This window comes from Bacillus sp. E214, assembly GCF_008087365.1.
GTDB lineage: Bacteria > Bacillota > Bacilli > Bacillales > Pradoshiaceae > Pradoshia.
In genome coordinates this window covers 26605-48644 of record NZ_VENN01000011.1, presented here as the reverse complement: position 1 = coordinate 48644, position 22040 = coordinate 26605, and the positions used below count along the sequence as shown (strand labels likewise).

The following is a 22040-nucleotide window of genomic DNA, read 5'->3' as shown; positions in this document are numbered from 1 at the left end:
TTTTCACATATCTTCAAGGAACTTCCATATCAATAAAGGAAGTTTATTTGTCATGCCTTAATTTCAGTATAACATGCTTAAATTATAAGATTGAGTGAAATGTTTGACAAACTATTAGCTGGTTTAGTTCAATAAGGAAAAGAGAAGCAATCTTATTCAACAATTGCGCCTTTTAATTGAATAACAATCAGCTTTTAAGCTCATTTTCTAATTTGTCTAAGAAAGTATTTTTTTATTTTCAGCAACGTAACGGAGGCTAGCGCTTTCTATTTCAATAATCAACTTTAACAGAGCTATTAATTTTAATAAAAAAACCTACGTTTAAGTAACGTAAGTTTGATTAACTATTAATTTTGCTGAATTTTATATTTGAAAATAAAAATCGAAAGACTAAAAAGGACAGCTGCATAAACTACCACAACATATAAATGGGGAAACATTGCGCTAAAGTCTTCTGCCACAATTGCTCGAACTAAATCAACAGCGTGGACGAATGGCAGGGCATAAGCGACTTTTTCAAAAGCTCCTCCAACTAACGATAAATCTAACCATGCGCCAGATAAAAATGCTGTTAAGTTAGTTAATAAAGCTCCGCATAAGCCTACTGCTGCCTTTTCGTTAAATAAGGAGCCACATAACAGTCCGATTCCTATGAAAATAGTAGATGTAATGAGTAAGGCAATAAATGCAAATACATGGTTGAAAGATAGCTCCAAACCTAAAAAGTAAGCGGTTATAAAACAAGTAATACTTTGAAGCACAGCAAATATCCCTAAAGGAAGCGTATATCCAATAATAAAATCACTTGCTTTCATAGGAGTAGTTAGCAATCTTATTAAATAAGAAGTAGAACGGTCTTTTCCTAACGTTTGTGCTGCAAAGAAAGCAATGAAAGAAAGGCTAAATACTGCGATGCCAGGTGTCAAATGTTCAATATTAAAAAGTGCTTCTGGAACATTGCGATTAATCGCAGTTAAAATCATAAGTAAAATGATTGGAAAGACTATACCAAAAAATAATGAAATCGGGTCACGTACAATTTCTTTCGTACAACGTCCAGCAAATGCCAATGCCCTCATTATAATTCGCCTCCTGTTACGAAATGCACAAATGCATCCTCAAAGTTTTCTTTACTTGCTGTTGTAAGGAGCTCGTCTACTGTACCTAGTGCCTTTATTTCGCCATCCCTCATAATACAAATGCGATCACACAATGCTTCCGCTTCTTCTAAATAGTGCGTCGTAAGTACAATTGTAGTCGTCTCTCTCAGTTTATTAATCATTGCCCATAGTTCCTGGCGGCTAATAATATCTAACCCTAATGTAGGTTCATCTAAAAATAAAATTTTTGGATCTGCAATGAGAGCCATTGCAATACTTAACTTTCGTTGCCAACCACCGGATAATTTTTTACCACGTTGATGTTCGTAAGGCTGTAGTGAAAACTGGCTAATTAAAGCCTCCGTTTTTTCAATGGACTCATCCTTCGAAAAGCCGTGAATGCGTGCCATTAATAATAAATTTTCGCGCACAGATAAATTTGGTGCAATGGACGTTTCCTGAGGTGAGACAGCGAGTAATCCCCGAATACTTGGCAACTCTTTACTAAGCGAATGCCCAAGTACAAGCGCATCTCCTGAAGTCGGTTTGGCAAGGCCACTTAACATATTGATAACTGTCGTTTTACCAGCACCATTTACTCCAAGGAGTCCGAATAGTTCACCTTGGTTAATCGTAAGTGTCATCGGAGAAACGGCAACTTTTTCTTTAAAGCGTTTTGATAAACCTTGAAGTTCAATTGCAGCACTCATTAATTTATTCCTCCTCTTTTTGATGATTTTTCACCATATTTAAAAACTGTTTAATCATTTTTTCAGGTGCTAACGCCAACCCACGATCCTCATCCCCTATAATAACGACTGAATCACCTGGGGTAATTTGAAAAATTTCACGGGCTTTTTTGGGAATTACAATTTGACCACGTTCCCCTACTGTTGCTGTCCCAAAAAAATGCTGGCCTTTGGGTGGAATATCTATACCCATTTCTTCTGGGTTATGGTTTACTAACGCATCTAAGGTTACTCCGAAGAAATTGGCAATATTCATACTATGGTGTAAATCTGGTGTCGATTCGCCTTTTTCCCATTTTGCAATTACTTGACGTGAAACATTTAATTCTTGGGCTAATTGCTCCTGAGTTAGATTATGACGTTTTCTCATCGAGCATAAATTCATATTAATCATACTTTTCATCCTCTCATATGTAATTATAAATACTATTTTAGTAGTAAATCTACCAACGGAGTATAACATTAATGTTATTATTCGTAGCAAAATGTAAAATGAAAATAGATGTGAATGATAAACCCCACATTCTAACAAACCGTAAAATTTTTAAGACTTTAGCTCTGTTAAAATTGAATGTTAAGAAAAAGAGGGATAGCCTCCTTTACGGCTATCTACAATTATTTAATAAGAAAATTAAATCTACTACTAATTACCACTTAAAATCTTCTCTCATTTTTCAACGTTGAAATTTAACATATCCTAATTAAAATATCTACCTGAGATGCTGACTAAACAGCATCTCAGGTAGATATTTTATAATTCCGTACTTACTTACGATACGGTCTTACCTGATGTAATGCTATACAAGTAAATATTTACTTGACAATATGGACCGATTGTTGAACATAAGTTTAATATCGATCTTCAACTAACCTGCCCCTTTAGCAGCATAGAAAAAGACTCAATCGACCAATTATATAAATTGATTGAGCCAATGAAATTAAACAAGTCATTAATCCTTTTCTTTGTTTAATGACTTGTTTAATTTTCTTATTTCTTTTGTTTGATCAATAATATTGTTATTCAAAACTCTTAAGGCATTATATATCGCAAAAATCCCAGCGAACAATAAACAAAACATCAATAAATCCAAATTCCACACCTTCTTAAATCAATGATATTTCAATGGTAATGTAAGTGGTTAAATATGTAAATAACAATGAGCATTTAAAGCTAACCTGCCCCGATACTTCTATAAGAAGTTCAACAGAAAAGAGCACCAATCCTCCTTGATCAATGCCCCTGTTAGTTTAAGTGTATTTATTAACAATAATTCAATAGAGAAACTCTCTAATCACTAAAAAACCACCTATAATTTGATATTTCATTTCCCAATCAATTTCATACTCCTAACATCTAAACCGATAAAATAGTATATTTTAAAAAAATGAAACCTTTTAACATATATCCACCTCTAATGAGTGAAAGGAGGGAAAAAAGTTGGATGAGTTGATTTTAATCAGAAAAGCGATTCAGGGTGATTCAGAAGCATTTGAACAATTGCTAATTGTACATAGCGATCGCTTATATAGAACAGCATATCTGTATGTTGGAAATCGAGATGATGCTCTAGATGTCATACAAGAGACAGCTTATAAGGCATTCTCCTCCATAAAGCAATTAAGGCACAAGAATTTTTCTTAACTTGGATAACAAGAATTCTCATTCACTGTGCGTATGATGTTCAAAAGAAAAGGCAAAATGTAGTTGCTTTAGCAGAACAATTCACCTTACCGAGAGAAAAAATTGATGAAAAGATAGACCTTACTGAAGCGATAGGGAAATTACCAGAAAAATATCGGACGAGTATTATCCTTTTCTATTATAACGATATGAGTTTGAAGGAAATTTCCAAAACCTTAGACACACCTGAGAATACCATTAAAACATATTTGAGCCGTGGAAAAAAACTGTTACGAAAGTTATTAGGAGGGGATTATTTTGATGGACAAAAACACATTCTCTAACAAAGTTAACGAAGTCGATGTACCAAAAGAAGATGTTTTACAATCAATAAAAATGGGGATTAGTCGATCGGTAGAAGAACAACGACCTAAGAAAAGGAAAAAATCTATTTTAAAGACTTGGCTTATGACAACTGCTGCTGCGGTAACCCTAATGTCTTCTAGCTTCATCGTCCCTTCTTTTTCAAGAGTGTTGGCGGATGCACCAATAATCGGAGGTTTGTATGCAACCTTTAACGATATGGTTGGGAGGAACTTAGAAAAGCAAAATCTAGTGAAGGAGCTCAATCAGACCTTTACAAGCAATGGTGTGGATGTTGCGTTAACAAGTGCATACTATGACGGATATCTAATTGGAATTACGTTTGATGTGAAAGGGAATCTCCAGGAGAAAGATGGATATTATTATGCATTATATGAATTGTTTAATGGCGACCCATTGGCGGATGAGACAAAGGAACTGACTACTTTGACAAAAACGAGAGATGGATATACTGGACATATCCGAATTGTTTATCCATATAAGGACCTGCCTAAGAATGATACCATTCCCATTTCCTTTGAAGAAATAGGGATGAACAAAGGCAATTGGCAATTTGATGTACCTGTGCAACAAAACCCAGTCGAGGAATACGTGTTTGAAAACAAAGAAAGCACGAATCCAGAGGGCGATGTGGTATTTAAAGTGGATTCTGTTATAACTGGTAAAGCTTCTACTGCCATCATTTATAGCGTAACTTATCCAAAGGGGAAATTAGATTCCTCTTTTGCAATGCTGAATGTTGACAGTAATGCTAAATTAACAGAGGAAGGAACAAGTGATGGGAAAATCGATCAACTAACAAATGGAGATGAGACAACTATTGTTAGAAAATTAGTTATTCCTAAATTGCTGCGAAATACAACTTTAACTGTTTGGCCATCATATGCTGAAACACATTCACCTGTAGAACCAATAATAATAGATATCCCTTAAACAAAAGGCGTGCATAGAATAATCTATCGCACGCTTCCTCATTTTCTTCTTTAACTAAACTGCCCCGTTTGTTCAATAAGAAATTCAACACAAAAAGGCATTAATCCTTCTTCTTGGATCAACGCCCCTGTTAGTTTAAGTACAAACATTCACAATGTTTATTATGTGAATTGGCATAATTCCATCATTTTTCTGTATAAAAAGGAAAGGCAGCTAAAATATAGCTGCCTTTAAATGAAAAGAGAGGTTATCCATAATCTTCAAAGAAAAATCCCTCTATTGAGGAGATTGTCCAAGACCATTCAGTATAAAAAATATGGCTTCCTCAATTTCATTTTCGCTAACCGAATGTTTATTTAACAATGCAAAATTAGAAATAAATAATCCACCTATTACAGTGCCTAGCATTTTTAAAATTATTTCATTCGGTATATCTCTAATTTCGCCCCGTTGTTTAAACGCTTCAATCACTTTTATTAAGTGATTGGATCCAACTTCTAAAACAAAGGGAAGGAATTCGTTTCTAAGTTCCTCTTTATAAAATATTTCCTTAATGAACACCTGAAATATTTCTCTATTTTCCGCAAGAAAAGCACTACGATTTGTTAAAAGAACTCTTAAGAATTCCTCAAAAGAACGCTTATCATTCATTAATTCCCCAATGAGTTCATCTGCCATCGTAGGAAAAAAATCTTTTAGAAAAGGAACCATTATAGATAACAATAAATTTTCCTTTGTTCCATAATGTTTGAAAATTGTTCCTTCTGCTACGCCTGCTTTTTTAGCTATTTCAGATGTTGATGTATTTGAATATCCTTTTTCCGCAAAAGAGGTGCTAGCAACCTCAATAATTTTCTTTTGCTTAACCGTTTGTTTATTGGATTTTTCAAGTATTTTAGCCATTTCATCCAGTAGATTATTATTAACCATTTAAATCACCATCTTTGCGTAAAGCTGTATCGCTTCCGTATTATAGCTTACGATACTTTTTCAAAGCAAACAAATTTAAAACGATAAATACTGCTGCAAAAGACAATAGAATATATAGATTACTACTAATTTCAGATAAACTTAAGCCCTCGTACATTACTCCTTTTAATGCATCTGCTGCATAATACAACGGCATAAAGTTTGCGAATACTTGTAGCCAATCCGCCATTCCCTCAATGGAGAAAATACCTGAGAAGAATATTTGTGGCACAATAATAATTGGTATGAACTGAATCATCTGAAACTCGGAACTTGCGAAAGAAGATAATAATATTCCAAGTGACAAGGCTACAAGGGCGATGATGACATTGATTAACATAACAGTCCAAATGGAACCAACTAAAACCATATCTAATACATTTATCGCAAACAAAACGATTATAACTGTCTGTATCAATGCCAGTAAACCATAGCCAACAAGGTATCCTGCGACAATCTCTCCTCTTTTAATAGGGGTTGCTAATAGTCGTTCCAACGTGCCAGTTGTTCTTTCGTTTAATAAGCCTATGCCAGAGATTAAGAAGACGAAGAAGAAGACAAAGAACCCGACTAAAATAGGACTAAAGGTATCAAAAAGCTCTGTTTCACTGCTGCCATAAACATAATTTGTGTTCAAGGAATCTTGTGAGAGCAATTCACTCTGTATTGCGTTAGTCCCCATCAATTTTAATTGCTTTGCTTGAGTATCAATTTGCTTTACTTTCATTTCTAAGCTTTTTGCTATTGTCGGATCATCATTCAGTAAAGTTAAGGTTGTTTGATCGCCTTCCACTTGTAAAAAACCATCTAAATCTTTATCAAGTATCATATCCTTAACATTAGAAACTTTGTTATATTCTTTTACTACAATATCTGCGTCTTCTAATTTTTCGATGATTTGCTGATTCCCATTAGCAACTCCTAAAACAGGATCAACGGTATTTCCATTAAAGACTAGGTTCATTAGTGTTAATACTAATAATGGAGCAACAAAGAGAAGAGCCAATGTACGCTTATCTCTAAGTATTTGCAATAAAATCCTCTTAATAAGTGCTACTGTTCTCATTGTACTTTCCTCCCAGCATCCAAAAATACCTCATCTAAACTATTGACATTATATTGTTCTTTCAATTGGCGAGGTGTGCCAGATGCTATGAATGAACCATCTCTAACCATTGCGATATAATCACATTTTTCGGCTTCATCCATTACGTGAGTCGTTACAATAATCGTTTTGCCTTCCTCGTTTTTCAATCTTAACAGCTCATTCCAAATACTTAATCTTAATTCAGGATCTATTCCCACAGTAGGTTCGTCTAATATCAAAACTTGGGGATCCTGAATTAAAGCGATTGCAAGAGATAATCGACGTTTCATACCACCTGAGTACGCTGACACTCTTTTATTAAGATCTGCGGTCAAGTTAACTAATTGTGCTGCATAGGCAATCCGTTTCTGTTTTTCAGTTTTGTTTAATTTAAAGAGCGATGCGAAAAACATAAGATTTTCTTTACCAGTAAGTGCTTCATATAAGGCATCTGATTGTGCCATATAGCCAATTTTTTGCAAGATGTTTAAATTAGGCATTTTTTCACCTAATAAATGGACGTAACCTTCATCAGGAAAATCCATTCCAACAATCAACTTTATCAAGGTTGTTTTTCCTGCTCCTGAAGGCCCTATAAAACCATAGATACTACCTTGTTTAATATCTAAGTTGATATCTTTTAATACCACTTTTTTGCCGAAACTTTTCGTTACTGCTTGTATTTGAATAGTATTAGTTTCATTCATTATGTAATCCTCCTTTCAAAAGTGAGCGTTTACTCACTTAGGTTGATTATAATTCCAAGTTAACTGGTTTTCAATAAAAAAAAGTGAGTAATTACTCACTTTTTTAAAGGGTTTATATATTATATTTCTTATGCAACTAACCTGCCCTTTAGCTCTATAAGAGGTTCAACATAAAAAGGCATTAATCCTTCTTGGATCAATGCCCTTGATCGTATCAGAAAAACTTTTTATATAACTCCCTTCGCAATGCCCCACTTAAATAAGCGTAAATTTTAGTCGTTTCGCTCTTTTCGTGTCCCATCAAATTTTGAATGACTTCTAAAGGTGCCCCATTATTCAATAAAGTAGTGGCATAACTATGTCTCAACTGATGGGGGTGAATACTTTTATTGATGCCAGATCTTTTCGATATCTGTTTTATGATATATCTCATTTGAGCTATGCTCATACGATGAGGAGCACGTACGGTTACAAATAAAGCTTCTTGATCATCTGTTCTCTCATCCAGGTACCTCTTCAACCAGATATCACACCTAGTATTAAAGTAAACTTCTCTTTCTTTATTTCCCTTACCTAAGACAATTACGGACTGGTTAGAAAAATTAATAGATTGTCGATTCAAATTAACGGCTTCCCCAATTCGACAACCGGTTGAATACATAAACTCGAACAATGCATTTTCTAATGTTGTATCACAAGCTTCTCTTAAATGCTCAATTTCTACTTCAGTTAAAAACTTTGGTATGCGGACATCTAGTTTCTGTTCCTTAATTTTCGCGGCTGGATTACCATTCAGGACATTTACATCTTGAGCCCATCTAAACAACGACTTTATAAAACGTATCCTATGACTCAGGCTAGCAGCCTTTAATTGATCAGCAACATTCCCAAGATAAAGCTTTAATGAATCGGTGGTTATTTCATCAAGGGATCGATCACCGAGATTCCGGATTAACAAGTTTAATTGGACATTATAGGCTTTTAAAGTCTGAAATGAATATCCTTGGATCTGTTTATCAGCTTTATATAAATCCCACGCTTCAGATAGTATCATCCTATTACTCTCCTAATCTATTTTTATCAGTATAGACAAATAGAAAGGAAGTAATACTCCAATTTTATTAAATGATTTCTTATGAAACTTTTTTATAAAAGATAAGATTTATAAGGTTTTATTTAAAAACCACGAGGGCAATTCTATTACTTAACTCCACAGGTACTACAAATTTTTGTAGAAAAATTACTTGTAAATCTAGTGAGGAAATTAGGATTAAGTATCACTTCGTAATTCCTTTGTAAGAAACGAAAAAAGGCAGTGCCCCCTATTTAGAGGGCTTACTGCCTTATTTTAAAATAAGTTGCGAGACACACTCTACGTGTGTGGAATGTATGTGGCAACACAATGGGATGTTGGTGGGTTTATGTTCAACAGCTTCTCTCTGCAGACATTAATAGTTAAAAATTAAATTACAGAGATCTGCACTTATAGTTGAGTAAGGAAAGGTACAATAACAATCGTTACAGAAGAATTTAAATATAATTAACGAAATATATTAAATATAAAAATATTTTTGTCTATTTATTCACATAAGCTTGAAATTATATTATTCTAATATAGTAAAGGTGATTAGGTTTTTTCTTTTGTTGTTCTCAATACTTCCTACTATCACTTTAATAAAGTTACTAGCTCTTCTTTTGTTCAAACATATCCATTTAATCAGAATGGCCATTAGCAGGAACCTTACAAGTAATATATAGAAATCCCTACAGTTTGAATCTACTACTTAAGTAGATAGGAAATATTTCCTTTTTTTATTCTAGCTTTCATTTCTTTTTTTCATTGTTATTTATTTTCTTCCCTTTAAGAATAAATATTTCACAACAAAATAACACCGCTCACTATAATTTAAAAACATCTATGAAAGGAAGAACATCGTGCCTAAAGTTAAATTATTTATTATTGGAGCAGCTTCTACAGCAATTCTTGTAGGATTATTTTTAGTGTTTTTCGGAGACTCTGAAGCAAAAGAAACGATTATAGCCCCACTAGGGAAAGACATCTATAAAATTACTGAATTAGAGGTTGGAGCTATACAAGATATCGTTAAAGAGACTTACATAGCAGGTAACCCAGTGACAACTACTATTAAACCTGTTGATAAACAAGGGAACTTTTTCTATAACGAGGTTATGGGAATGCAAAAGGTAGTTGAATTGAAATATAAGGCCATAGTTAGATGGGGGTATAAAGGTGAGTTTGATGAAAAAACAGTAGAATACAATGAGAAAGAGAAGATACTAACAATTAAAGAGCCTCAACTAACTGCATTTTACGCAAAAGAATTAGTTGAATCTGATGAAAATTTAGGCTGGGTACAATCCATACTCTCTCCGACTTCCTATGATGAAGCAAAAATATATGATGAACAAGCTAACACAGTTATCGAGCAGACAATTAGAGATAATATTCAAACAGGTAGAGAAAAAGTGCAAGGTCATTTAAAAGACGAAATAAACAAATTAATTGAAAATGAAACAATCAAAGTTCCTATCAGAGATATCAAGTTCGAAGAATCGGAAGAAGAGCTAGATTTAGTTAACAAAGAACTAGAAGATCTTTAAATCATTAACAAGAATCTGGATAAAAAACTGAATGAAAATAAGGATAATAAGGCAGTGCCCTGTGGGGCACTGCCTTATTTCAATACTAATTTTGCTACACACTCCACGTGCATCGTTTGCGGGAACATATCCACAGGCTGCACTTCCACCGTTTGATATCCATGCTCCTCCAAATACATTAAGTCACGTGCCAATGTTGCTGGGTTGCAGGAAACATAGACGACTTTTTTCGGCTTCATTTCTGCGATGGTGTTTAAGAGATTTTCGTCACAGCCTTTACGTGGTGGATCGACAACTAATACGTCTGCTGTGATTCCTTCTTCATACCAGGCCGGGATGACGGTTTCAGCACTGCCTACCGAAAAGTCGACATTGGTGATGCCGTTTAGTTCTGCGTTCTTTTTGGCGTCTTCGATTGCTTCTGGGACGATTTCGACTCCATATACCTTTTTGGCTTTTTGTGCTAAAAATAAGGAAATTGTACCGATTCCGCAATAAGCATCAATAACCGTTTCGTTACCTGATAGATTCGCATACTCCAGCGTCTTATCATAGAGAACCTTCGTCTGAGTAGGATTCACTTGATAGAAGGAACGCGGAGAGATGGCAAATTTAACATCACCGATATAATCATAGATCACTTCTGCTCCCCATAATACTGTTGTTTTCGACCCAAGAATAACATTTGTCTTCAAGGAATTCACATTCTGAATAATGGATTTAACCCCAGGAACTGCATCAATAATCTCTTTGATGATTTCTCTCGCATGCGGGAGCTCAGGTGTTCTTGTTACAAGGACAACCATAATTTCACCAGTCACTTGTCCATGACGTACCATAATATGACGAAGCAATCCTTTATGATTCCGTTCATCATAGGCACGGACACGGTACTTTTCGCAAATATTCTTCACTGTGCGGATCGTATCGTCGTTTTCTGAAACCTGAATCAGACATTCATCCATATTAATAATTTCATGTGAACGTTTAGCATAAAAGCCGGCAACTAAGCCGCCTTCCATTTCTCCAACAGGTACTTGGGCTTTATTACGATAGTTCCATGGCTGTTCCATACCAAGTACTGGATGGACCGGTACATCAGGCAGTTTTCCGATTCTCGCCATAATTTCCCGAACCATTTTTTCCTTTGCTTTCAGCTGGCCTTCATAGGATAAATGCTGAAGCTGGCAGCCTCCGCACTGACGATAAATTGGACAGGGAGGCTCTACTCGATCAGGACTTTCTTCCAATAGCTCCATCAAGCGGCCAAAGGCATAGCCTTTATTAATTTTGGTCACTTTAATACGGGCTTTTTCTCCCGGTAAACCAAACGGAACAAAAATAGGATACCCTTCCACTTTTGCAACTCCGGAGCCTTCATGAGTCAGATCTTCAAATACAACATCTATATAATCATTTTTTTGAATTGGCGCTTTTTTCTTTTCAGTCATTCTTTGCTAACCTCGATTTTTTATTGAGTACTCATGATTGTATCATAAAACAGGACAGACAGATAACCCATGGATTTTACCATAAAGTGAAACTTTGCTCAAACGGGTTTTCATTCATCTCCCATTGAGGAGTAATTGACTACTCAGGTTCTGCTGGCGCTTATCTTCCAATTTAACTTCTGCTTACGTTTAATATAGAGGTGTCTATGCTAGTTTGAACGGGATAAAAAAACCAACCTCTTAAAGAAGTTGGTCTAAATCTGGCTTCTCAAATACGGCATCGTCTGAAACAAGTATATGCCGATCTGTTATTTTCTGCTTTTCGTGTACGCTTTCCGGCACGAATACATCCAAATGACGATAGAGGTTAACAAATTCAGCAGGTGCCAAACCGCCAAACTCTCCATCTAAATTTAACTGCAGCTTTTCGGATGAATGTACTTTAATGCGGTTCGCCTTCACATATATCACAGACGGATCATGAATATGCTCTCCTCGTAAAGCCAACGCTGCGATCCGTACAAAATCTGGCAGGTTAATTTTCTTTAGAATTAAAAGCGTAAACATACCATCATTGAGGGAAGCATCTGGTGCTAAGCGTTCAAAACCAGCAACTGAGTTCGTGTTAGCAACAAGGAAAAGCATTGCATCACCTTCAAACAGTTTACCGTCATATTCTATTGACACCGGAGTCGCCTTAAGAGACGGAAGCAACATTTCCAACCCTTTCATATAATAGGCCAGCTGTCCCAGTCTGGTTTTCAGCTTGCTTGGCACTTCATATGAAAGCTCGGTTAAGCGGCCACCAGCTGCTATATTGATGAAATAACGATTATCCATTTTTCCAATATCAATTGGAATCGTAAGCCCTTCTGCAATAGTTTCAGCAGCTTCAAGTATCGATTTCGTTGATATACGTAAAGCGCGAGCAAAATCATTTGTGGTACCTACTGGGATAATTCCCAATTTAGGTCGGTATTCCTGTTCGGCCAATCCATTTACCACTTCATATATCGTTCCATCTCCACCCGCTGCAATAACCACGTCATAGCGCCTTTCCACAGCAATTTGTGCCGCTCTTGTCGCGTCGCCCGCTCCAGTAGTTGCATGACAGGAAGCTTCATATCCAGCCTTCTCTAAAATTTCCAAAACCTCAGGTAACTGTCTTTTAAATGCTTCTTTCCCGGAGGTAGGATTGTATATTATCCTTGCCTTTTTCATAATCAATCATCATCCTATATTACAAATTCGGAGTTAATATATCTGTCAAAAAAAATACCTCTACTATTATACATCCGTGATAAAACAATTGCTAATTTTACTTATCTTCGGGCAGATTTGATGATACACTGATCAAAATGGCATCCCCATTACTGCCGACTTTTATATTTGCATATTTAGCATTCTGTTCTACTTCTATCCCCGTGCCTTCTTCAATGAAAAAATTCTCAATGCCATAGGTAATCGTATTTCCATTTGCTTTTCCTGTAACAATCACTTGATGGTCATCTGTTCTTTCTTTTTTAGCTTCTTCTATAGTATCATATATCCCTTTCATTTGATAAATCCCTTTTGAATTCTTTTCCACAAGCACATATACACGATCATAACGTTCATCGGAATCTATCTGGCTAATATTATAGGATAATTGAACATAATCCCCCTGTATAATAGAACGCGGGTCAACCGGCTCTACTTTTAAGATAATATCTGTCCCATTCCGTAAGATCGTTTCCTTCTGAAAAATAATCACGATCAGGATGATTAGCTGAACGAATACAATTGGTACCCATTTACGCACACTCCTTAGGACAAATTCGAATCGCCCCGTGCTATTGTTTCTTTCTGTTTTCTTATCCAGATAAATTGCTATAAAGAAGAATATTGCTCCTACAATCGCAAAGGTAATCGACTTATGGAGCAGTGTCCAAAATAAATCATAGTATTTATAAGCGAGGTATCCGATCAGATAAAGAATAGCGGCATACTCTAACCAGTGATTTCTTTTATGTACAACACGGTATGTAAAATAAACCAGGAAGAAAAGATAACTGAAATTGTAAAGGTAGTAAAGCACACTGTTTTCCGAGAAAAATGTAAGAATGAGCCAAAGTGTCAGAATCGCAACCAGGTTCCATCCTTTTGTATATGGATTTTTTAGCCAAAAGTAAAGTCCAAAGGCTAATGCAATCAGTAGTATGACGACCAACTCACCTGATATTCCTGAGAATAATTCATAGAGCAGAAGTACCACTGCATAAATCGTCCCACCTAAACCCAATGGGTATATGATTCTCTCTCTTTCACGCCAGGTTGTATAGCCAATCAGGAGTAAATAGATGATTAGAACAACGCTTGAGTGATACCACAGAATCGAAGATGAAATAAGCCAGCCCGTCAACATCACTGTGTATCGAAGAATGGATTGCTCCCTGCCAATATGACTGCCAATTGGAACGAGAATGACCATACTCACCATTAACCATGCGATATCCTCACCTAATCCAATCAAATAAAGCATACCGATTAAAGAGGAGGATAAAAGTAAAACTGCCAGGAAAACAAAGACTAGCTTAATAAGTGTTGGGAGAAAGTTATTTTCATCATTTGTTTTGGAAGCAGTGAATTTAGCCAGCCATTTAGAGCCCAAAATAATGAGGGTGATTGCAATAAGTAACCCAACAAAATATGCTAAGAATCCATTTATCCATGATGAAACCATGATAAACTGCGCTATGAGATTAATTGAAATTCCTAAAGAAACAATGACAATAACTACTTTATTCTGTCTGTTATTCATATAGTCATAGAAAATCCAGCCCGAAATGAGGGCAACTGCCAGATAGACAAAGATCCCGATATAAGAAAAAGCATGCTCCTCATTAAATAAATAGATAGATGTCCACCGGATAGTCAGTTCAATAGATAATAACTGAATCCAGGCGCTTGATAAATAAGAAATAAGCCTTGGTCCTCTTTTTGAGAAGCCATACAGACAAGCAATGTTTAACATAATGACTCCCAGAAGAATTAATGTGTGCTCTGTATTACTTCTATCAATCCAGCTATTTAAAGGAAAGAAATACGTGTATACCGTTATATTCAAAAGTATGTAGGATTGAACAAAAAATATCGGATATTGGGTAAACACAGCTAACAGGACAGAGGGAATCAGCCACACTAAAAATAATGTATAGCTATCAGCGTGTGAATTATATACCTGCCCCAAAAGTGCTACCACTACTCCAAATGCGATTGATCCTCCCCAGAATATCCAGGCTCCTACGTCCTGCTGATGCTGCTTCCATTTTGAAAAGCCATAGCTTACTCCGTAAAATAAAAGCATTAAAATTACGATTAATGCTATTTTCACATAGCGGTCCATTCCTCCCCAGTTGGCCGCAAAAAAATAAATGATCGCGCTCAACCCAAAGAGCAGCCCAATCAGGTAACTTGTTTTCGTCATCTTTTCATACTTCAATCCTTTCACCCCTTTTCTCTATCATGTATATTCTTTCTACTCATCAAAAAAACCTCCACCTTACCAAAGTTGTTAACACCTAAATAACTGACTAATCTGAAAATATGTATATATCTACCATATCAAACTTTCCGACAGAGAGGAACCTAAAAAAAGCCGACAAAGACTGTTGGCTTTCCAGTGATACTTAAAAAGCCTCCCATACATATAGGGAGGCTGTCAGTTACCATTTATCTTTTTTGAAGCTCTTCCATGATCAATTTATTGACCATTTGCGGATTGGCTTGCCCTTTTGTTGCTTTCATCATTTGTCCAACAAGGAATCCAACCGCTTTTTGCTTACCATTTTTAAAGTCCTCAATGGATTGAGGATTCTTATCCAATATTTCTGTGACGATTGTACGTAAGGCTCCCTCATCAGAAATCTGTACAAGACCTTTTTCCTTTACAATCGTTTCAGGATTTCCACCATGCTCCACTAATTCTTTAAATACAGTTTTAGCAATTTTCGAAGAGATTGTACCATCCGTAATCAATTTGATTAAGCCAGCTAATCCTTCTGGAGTAAGAGCCGTGTCATGCAGTTCTTTTTGAGACGTTTTTAAGTAAGCTGAAAGCTCACCCATAATCCAGTTGGAAGCCTGCTTAGGTTCAGCACCGGCAGCCGTTGTTGCTTCAAAGAAATCGGCTGTTTCCCTTGTAACAGTTAGCACACCCGCATCATATGCCGGCAGTCCGAAATCTTCTGTATAACGCTTGATCCTTGCATCCGGCAATTCAGGAATTTCCGCACGCACACGGCTTTTCCATTCATCATCGATATATAATTCAACTAAATCTGGTTCAGGGAAATAACGATAATCATCAGAGCCCTCTTTAACACGCATCAAAAGGGTAGCACCTGTCGCTTCATCAAACCTGCGAGTTTCCTGCTGGATTTCTCCGCCTTCATTCAGTACTTCCGCTTGTCTTTGTTGTTCAAACTCAAGTCCTTTACGAACAAAGTTGAAGGAGTTTAAGTTCTTCAATTCCGTCTTCGTACCAAACTCTTCCTGACCATATGGGCGTAAGGAAATATTCGCATCACAGCGTAAGCTTCCTTCTTCCATCTTACAATCAGACACACCTGTGTATTGAATTATCGTTTTTAGTTTATCAAGGTAAGCATACGCCTCCTCAGGTGTACGAATATCCGGCTCAGAAACAATCTCGATAAGCGGTGTTCCCTGTCTGTTATAATCACACAAAGAATAGCCATCAGCAGTGTGTGTCAATTTCCCGGCATCTTCTTCTAAATGAAGACGAGTAATTCCGATTTTTTTCTTCTCACCATTTACCTCAATTTCAATCCAACCATTTTCACCAATCGGTTTATCAAACTGTGAAATTTGATAAGCTTTCGGATTATCCGGATAGAAATAGTTTTTACGATCAAATTTTGTATCAGTCGCCACTTCACAGTTCAGTGCCATTGCTGCTTTCATAGCATATTCAACTGCTTTTTTATTCAACACCGGTAAAACACCTGGATATCCTAAGTCGATAACGGATGTATTCGTATTAGGCTCCGCTCCAAATTGGTTCGGAGAGGAGGAGAATATTTTTGATTCGGTTTTTAATTCAACATGGACCTCAAGCCCAATGACTGTTTCGTATTTCAAATTACTCCACCTCCTGTAGAGACGGTTTTTGTTTATGAAAATCTGTTGCCTGTTCATAGGCATGGGCAACTTTATAAACCGTACTTTCGTCAAAATGCTTCCCAATAATTTGTAAACCAAGCGGTAAGCCTTTACTAAATCCATTAGGAACGGAAATTCCCGGCACTCCAGCAAGATTGACAGGGATAGTTAAAATATCATTCATATACATCGTCATCGGATCATTTGTGTTTTCACCCAATTTAAATGCAGGTGTCGGTGTAGTTGGTCCTACAATGACATCATACTGATCAAATACGTTTTCAAAATCCCGTTTAATTAATGTACGTACTTTTTGTGCTTTCTTGTAGTATGCATCATAGTAACCGGAGCTTAATGCAAAGGTACCAAGCATAATCCGTCTTTTTACTTCATCCCCAAAGCCCTCGGCTCTCGATTGTTTATACATTTCAAGCAAGTTCTGTGGGTTTTCCGTTCTATGTCCATAACGAACACCGTCAAAACGAGAAAGGTTTGCAGATGCTTCAGAAGAAGACAATAAATAATACGTTGATAGAGCATATTTAGAATGCGGCAGAGATACCTCTTCATATGTTGCTCCCAATTTCTCCAGAACTGCCAATGAATCGAGGACTGACTGACGTACTTCCTCAGTCACGCCTTCGCCAAGATATTCTTTCGGAACAGCAATCCTAAGCCCCTTTACATCACCAGTTAATGCCCTTGTAAAATCTGGCACCTCAATATGCGCTGAAGTTCCGTCCATTGGATCCAGTCCGGCTATGGCATTTAATAAATAAGCATTATCCTCTACATTACGTGTAATCGGCCCAATTTGGTCCAATGAAGAAGCAAATGCTACTAAACCATAACGGGATACACGTCCGTATGTCGGCTTCATCCCTACAACCCCACAGAAGGAAGCCGGTTGACGGATAGAACCGCCTGTATCTGACCCCAGGCTAAATGGGACTTCACCAGCCGCAACCGCAGCCGCTGATCCACCTGAAGAACCTCCAGGCACACGTTCTAAATCCCATGGATTAGCTGTTTTTTTGTAACCTGAATTTTCTGTGGAAGAACCCATCGCGAATTCATCCATGTTCAACTTACCAATTGTGATGGTTTGCTCTTGTTTTAACTTTTCCACAACTGTTGCGTCATAAATCGGGTTAAAATTGTCCAATATTTTGCTGGCACAGGTCGTGCGAAGATTCTTAGTTACAATATTATCTTTAATTCCAATTGGCATTCCAAATAAAGGACCGCCGATTTCTCCGGAAACTAGCTGTTCATCCAGTTTTTCAGCTTCTTTGTATGCATTTTCCTCATTTAATGTTAGAAATGCATTTACATTGTCTTCAACTTTTTTTATTTTAGAAAAGGATTCTGAAACTAGATCTGTTACTGATAATTCCTTTTTACGAAGCGACTCATGCAAGTCCGCTATTTTACGATCAAATAAAGACATGATTTTCCCTCCCTGACTACTCCATTATTCCCGGTACACGTATTTGTCCATCTTGATGGTCAGGAGCATTTTTCAGTACTTCTTCCCTAGGCAATCCTTTAGATGCCTTGTCTTCTCTCAAGACATTCTTCATATGTAAAACATGTGTAGTAGGTTCGATATTTTCAGTATCTAACTCATTCAATTGTTCAGCAAACGTAATAATTGAATCCAACTGTTTTTGTAACCTTTCAGTTTCTTCTTCTGTAATAGCTAATCTTGACAAATTAGCAACATGATTTACTTCTTCTTTTGAAATGCGAGTCATTTCATACACCTCCATTTTGCTACGTGCTCCAAATACAATTATTATGATAATACCAAACTTTCGCGCGTTAAAGCAATCGGAATTAACCACAGAAACTAGCTTATAGACAATTAAATAAAGAAAGATGGAATTATTCCCCTGATCACCGAATTATTGCCCGGGAAAAGTTTGTCGTGATTTGAAAAATCCATTAATCTCAATTGTTGATAAAATACGACATACTACACCTTTTTATAAATCAATCTTCCTTCTTTGACCAGTCACTTATACATTTCTTTCAAAGACCCGATAGATAACTCAACCTTTTTCCACCTATGACCTGTTTTTTGTCAGCAGAATAGCTCGAAAATACTTCGGTTATTCAAATAGTTTGGAGATTCATTTTCCAAATATAAAAAAAGGAATCTGAATAAGTTTCAGATTCCTTTTGTATATTAGGCTTCTTGGAATTGCTCTTCTTCCGTAGAACCTTTTAGGGCCGTTGTAGAAGAAGTTCCTCCAGTAATAACCTGTGCTACTTCATCAAAATAGCCAGTTCCTACTTCACGTTGGTGTCTTGTTGCTGTGTAGCCGTATTGTTCGCTTGCAAATTCATTCTGTTGCAGCTCAGAATAGGCAGCCATTCCGCGCTCTTTGTATCCTCTTGCTAATTCAAACATGCTATGATTCAGGGCATGGAATCCGGCAAGTGTAACGAATTGGAATTTGTAGCCCATTTTCGCGATTTCCTTTTGGAAGTTTGCAATGGTATCATCATCCAATTTTTTCTTCCAGTTGAAGGATGGTGAACAGTTATAGGCTAATATTTTATTTGGATATTTTTCATGGATGGCATCGGCAAATTTCTTCGCATCCTCAAGATTAGGCTCAGATGTTTCACACCAGATTAAATCTGCGTATGGTGCATAAGAAAGTCCCCTTGCAATTGCTTGATCAATGCCTGCCTTCGTACGATAGAATCCTTCAGGAGTTCTTTCACCTGTGATAAATTCCTTATCAGTAGGATCAATATCACTTGTGATTAAGTCAGCTGCATCCGCATCCGTGCGGGCAATCAGAATAGTTGGGACACCCATTACGTCTGCAGCAAGACGAGCTGCAATTAGGTTTCTCACTGCTGTTTGCGTTGGAAGAAGTACTTTACCGCCCAAATGGCCGCATTTCTTTTCAGAAGATAGCTGATCTTCAAAGTGAACACCTGCTGCACCTGCTTCAATCATGCCTTTCATCAGTTCAAAACAATTCAACTGACCGCCAAAGCCTGCTTCAGCATCAGCAACAATCGGTTGGAACCAATCGATATCTTCTTTACCTTCTGAGTAGTGGATTTGATCCGCACGTTGAAGCGCCTGGTTTATACGTTTTACGACAGCCGGTACGCTATTGGCTGGGTATAAAGATTGGTCAGGATACATATTTCCGGAAAGGTTCGCATCTGCAGCAACTTGCCATCCGCTTAAGTAAATCGCTTTTAATCCTGCTTTTACCTGTTGGACAGCCTGATTACCTGTTAATGCACCTAGCGCATTAATATAATCCTCTGTTTTAAGGTAATTCCAAAGCTTTTCGGAACCTCTTCTTGCTAAAGTGTGTTCAATTTGCATGGAACCACGCAGTTTTAATACATCTTCTGCTGTATAAGAACGTTCAATTCCTTCCCATCTTTCATCTTTCCACTCAGCCTCTATTTGTTTAATCAGTTCTTCTCTCATCTTTTGTACTTCCTCCTTTTATATGAAACCTAATGATTTGTTTTATAGAATTTCGTAGGCAGGTAAAGTCAAGAAGTCATAATACTCATCACTGATAATCAATTTATCAAAAAGCTCTGCTGCTTCGGTGAAACGCCCATTCTCAAAACGTTCTTCACCAAGATCCTGTTTAATCTTTTGCAGCTCTTCTTCTTTTAATGTTTTGTACATCTCCATATCAATCTTGCGTCCATCATCCAATACACCTTTAGGATGACGTAACCATTGCCACACTTGAGCTCGGGAGATTTCAGCAGTAGCTGCATCCTCCATCAGATTATTAATCGGTGCTGCACCTCTTCCATTAAGCCAGGATTCTATATATTGAATTCCAACATTAATATTAGTCCGAACACCTTGCTCTGTGATGGAGCCCTCTGGCACCTCGAGGAGATCAGTTGCTGTAACCTGAACATCGTCACGCTTTTTATCGATTTGATTCGGCTTCGGCATATAGTGGTCAAATACTTCCTTTGCCACTGGTACAAGAGCAGGATGGGCGACCCATGTTCCATCATGGCCATTTTTCGCTTCGCGTTCCTTATCAGCCTTTACCTTGGCAAAGGCCTCTTCATTTGCTTTTTCATCATTTTTAACCGGGATTTGTGCAGCCATGCCGCCAATAGCTGGTGCATTCCGTTTATGGCAGGTTTTAATGGCCAACTGGGAATAGGCAGACATGAATGGCACAGCCATTGTGACAACAGATCGATCCGGTAGAATGATAGAATCATGGTTTCTGAATTTCTTCAGATAGCTGAAAATATAATCCCATCTTCCACAGTTTAAACCGGCTGAATGATCCTTCAATTCATACAGAATTTCATCCATTTCAAATGCTGCAAGGATGGTTTCAATGAGGACAGTTGCTTTAATGGAACCTTGTGGAATACCTAGGTGATTTTGTGCATAAACGAAGACGTCATTCCATAAGCGTGCTTCCAGATGACTCTCTATTTTAGGCAAGTAAAAGTAGGGACCGCTTCCATTTTCGAGTAAGGTCTTTGCATTATGGAAGAAGTAAAGTCCAAAGTCAAAAAGTCCACCGGAGATCGGCTGTCCTTCCAACGTGACATTTTTTTCTTCCAAATGAAAACCTCTTGGTCGAATGATGGGAACAGCAGTTTCTTCATTTAATTTATATTTTTTACCGTTTGGATTTTCAAAAGTAATTGTACGGTTTACAGCATCGCGGAGATTAATATGGCCTTCAATATTGTTTTTCCATGTTGGGGAGTTGGCGTCTTCAAAATCAGCCATAAAGCATTTAGCGCCTGAATTTAAAGCATTAATCACCATTTTCCGATCTACAGGTCCTGTAATTTCAACTCTTCTATCCTGCAGGTCCTGTGGTAAAGGTGCAATTGTCCAATCACCTTCACGAACACTTTTTGTCTCCGGCAAAAAGTCTGGAAGTTTACCATTATCAATTTCTTCTTGGCGCTTGGTACGCTGCTCAAGCAATTCCTTTCGCCTTGATCCAAAGTGCCTTTCCAGATTCTCAATGAATTCAAGAGCTTCCGGAGTCAATATCTCATCAAAACCATTCTCCATTTTTCCAAGAATATTGATTCCATTCGTTTGTACTGCCATGTAAGACATTCACTTCCTTTACCTGTATGTTTTGTTATAAAACAGAAAAATTATTATATTTTGTATTATATAACAGTTTGTGGTTTTTGCAAACTATTTTGCAGTAAAATTTTGCATATTTTATAAAATAGGGTAAAACATCTCACAAACTAA

The 22040-nt window shown here is 36.9% G+C and carries 19 protein-coding genes; 4 read left to right on the top strand and 15 right to left on the bottom strand.

The window, feature by feature from the left end; all coding sequences use genetic code 11:
* Positions 1-347: 347 nt before the first annotated feature.
* Genes FHY47_RS18640 through FHY47_RS18630 form a run of 3 tightly spaced genes read right to left on the bottom strand, consistent with a single transcriptional unit; the run spans position 348 to position 2243 of the window.
* The gene (locus FHY47_RS18640; RefSeq protein WP_066108426.1) at positions 348-1079 is read right to left on the bottom strand and encodes an ABC transporter permease; all 732 of its coding nucleotides are present in this window, start codon (positions 1077-1079) and stop codon (positions 348-350) included.
* Entirely contained in the window at positions 1079-1810 is a 732-nt protein-coding gene (locus FHY47_RS18635) for an ABC transporter ATP-binding protein (RefSeq protein ID WP_066108428.1), read from the bottom strand. Before FHY47_RS18635 ends, FHY47_RS18640 begins: the two co-directional genes overlap by 1 nt.
* Before the next feature lie 4 nt (positions 1811-1814).
* A complete protein-coding gene (locus tag FHY47_RS18630; RefSeq protein WP_066108432.1) occupies positions 1815-2243 on the bottom strand; it encodes a helix-turn-helix transcriptional regulator in 429 nt (142 codons plus the stop codon).
* Positions 2244-3287: 1044 nt separating this feature from the next.
* Here FHY47_RS18630 and FHY47_RS19470 point away from each other — a divergent pair.
* The 3 genes from FHY47_RS19470 to FHY47_RS18620 are packed head-to-tail and all read left to right on the top strand — an operon-like array spanning position 3288 to position 4787.
* Positions 3288-3491 (top strand): sigma factor, encoded by a 204-nt coding sequence (locus tag FHY47_RS19470; RefSeq protein WP_316246013.1) that lies wholly within the window; start codon positions 3288-3290, stop codon positions 3489-3491.
* Positions 3449-3814: a sigma-70 family RNA polymerase sigma factor gene (locus FHY47_RS18625; protein ID WP_316246014.1), complete on the top strand. Its 366-nt coding sequence runs from the start codon at positions 3449-3451 to the stop codon at positions 3812-3814. Before FHY47_RS19470 ends, FHY47_RS18625 begins: the two co-directional genes overlap by 43 nt.
* Complete coding sequence (locus tag FHY47_RS18620) at positions 3792-4787, top strand: DUF4179 domain-containing protein (RefSeq protein ID WP_140462138.1); 996 nt, start codon at positions 3792-3794, stop codon at positions 4785-4787. Before FHY47_RS18625 ends, FHY47_RS18620 begins: the two co-directional genes overlap by 23 nt.
* 276 nt (positions 4788-5063) lie before the next feature.
* Here the strand turns inward: FHY47_RS18620 and FHY47_RS18615 are convergent, their stop codons facing one another.
* The 4 genes from FHY47_RS18615 to FHY47_RS18600 form a co-directional block, all read right to left on the bottom strand.
* Positions 5064-5717, bottom strand: coding sequence for a TetR/AcrR family transcriptional regulator (locus FHY47_RS18615; RefSeq protein WP_148631372.1), 654 nt, complete (start codon positions 5715-5717; stop codon positions 5064-5066).
* A gap of 40 nt (positions 5718-5757) precedes the next feature.
* Positions 5758-6822, bottom strand: coding sequence for an ABC transporter permease (locus FHY47_RS18610; protein ID WP_148631370.1), 1065 nt, complete (start codon positions 6820-6822; stop codon positions 5758-5760).
* Positions 6819-7550: an ABC transporter ATP-binding protein gene (locus tag FHY47_RS18605; protein ID WP_066108437.1), complete on the bottom strand. Its 732-nt coding sequence runs from the start codon at positions 7548-7550 to the stop codon at positions 6819-6821. The genes FHY47_RS18610 and FHY47_RS18605 overlap by 4 nt, the downstream gene beginning before the upstream one ends.
* A 214-nt stretch (positions 7551-7764) precedes the next feature.
* A complete protein-coding gene (locus FHY47_RS18600; RefSeq protein ID WP_148631368.1) occupies positions 7765-8604 on the bottom strand; it encodes a tyrosine-type recombinase/integrase in 840 nt (279 codons plus the stop codon).
* An 881-nt stretch (positions 8605-9485) separates the two neighbouring features.
* Between FHY47_RS18600 and FHY47_RS18595 the strand changes: the two genes are divergently transcribed.
* Entirely contained in the window at positions 9486-10172 is a 687-nt protein-coding gene (locus FHY47_RS18595; protein ID WP_066108446.1) for a hypothetical protein, read from the top strand.
* Positions 10173-10246: 74 nt separating this feature from the next.
* Here FHY47_RS18595 and rlmD read toward each other — a convergent pair whose 3' ends face one another.
* The 8 genes from rlmD to aceB all read right to left on the bottom strand — a co-directional run bounded on the left by rlmD (position 10247) and on the right by aceB (position 21887).
* Positions 10247-11623, bottom strand: coding sequence for a 23S rRNA (uracil(1939)-C(5))-methyltransferase RlmD (gene rlmD / locus FHY47_RS18590; RefSeq protein WP_066108449.1), 1377 nt, complete (start codon positions 11621-11623; stop codon positions 10247-10249).
* Between the two features lie 240 nt (positions 11624-11863).
* Positions 11864-12844: a diacylglycerol kinase gene (locus FHY47_RS18585; protein WP_139892753.1), complete on the bottom strand. Its 981-nt coding sequence runs from the start codon at positions 12842-12844 to the stop codon at positions 11864-11866.
* Positions 12845-12941: 97 nt separating this feature from the next.
* Complete coding sequence (locus tag FHY47_RS18580) at positions 12942-15104, bottom strand: GDYXXLXY domain-containing protein (RefSeq protein WP_140462132.1); 2163 nt, start codon at positions 15102-15104, stop codon at positions 12942-12944.
* Positions 15105-15334: 230 nt separating this feature from the next.
* Positions 15335-16765 carry an Asp-tRNA(Asn)/Glu-tRNA(Gln) amidotransferase subunit GatB gene (gatB, locus tag FHY47_RS18575; protein ID WP_148631364.1) on the bottom strand — a complete coding sequence of 477 codons (1431 nt, stop codon included), beginning with the start codon at positions 16763-16765 and terminating at the stop codon, positions 15335-15337.
* A 1-nt stretch (position 16766) separates the two neighbouring features.
* A complete protein-coding gene (gene gatA, locus FHY47_RS18570; RefSeq protein ID WP_066108465.1) occupies positions 16767-18236 on the bottom strand; it encodes an Asp-tRNA(Asn)/Glu-tRNA(Gln) amidotransferase subunit GatA in 1470 nt (489 codons plus the stop codon).
* Positions 18237-18252: 16 nt separating this feature from the next.
* Positions 18253-18543, bottom strand: coding sequence for an Asp-tRNA(Asn)/Glu-tRNA(Gln) amidotransferase subunit GatC (gene gatC, locus FHY47_RS18565; protein WP_066108467.1), 291 nt, complete (start codon positions 18541-18543; stop codon positions 18253-18255).
* 434 nt (positions 18544-18977) lie between these two features.
* A complete protein-coding gene (aceA, locus tag FHY47_RS18560; protein ID WP_139892755.1) occupies positions 18978-20255 on the bottom strand; it encodes an isocitrate lyase in 1278 nt (425 codons plus the stop codon).
* A gap of 42 nt (positions 20256-20297) precedes the next feature.
* The gene (gene aceB / locus FHY47_RS18555; RefSeq protein WP_066108474.1) at positions 20298-21887 is read right to left on the bottom strand and encodes a malate synthase A; all 1590 of its coding nucleotides are present in this window, start codon (positions 21885-21887) and stop codon (positions 20298-20300) included.
* Positions 21888-22040: the final 153 nt, after the last annotated feature.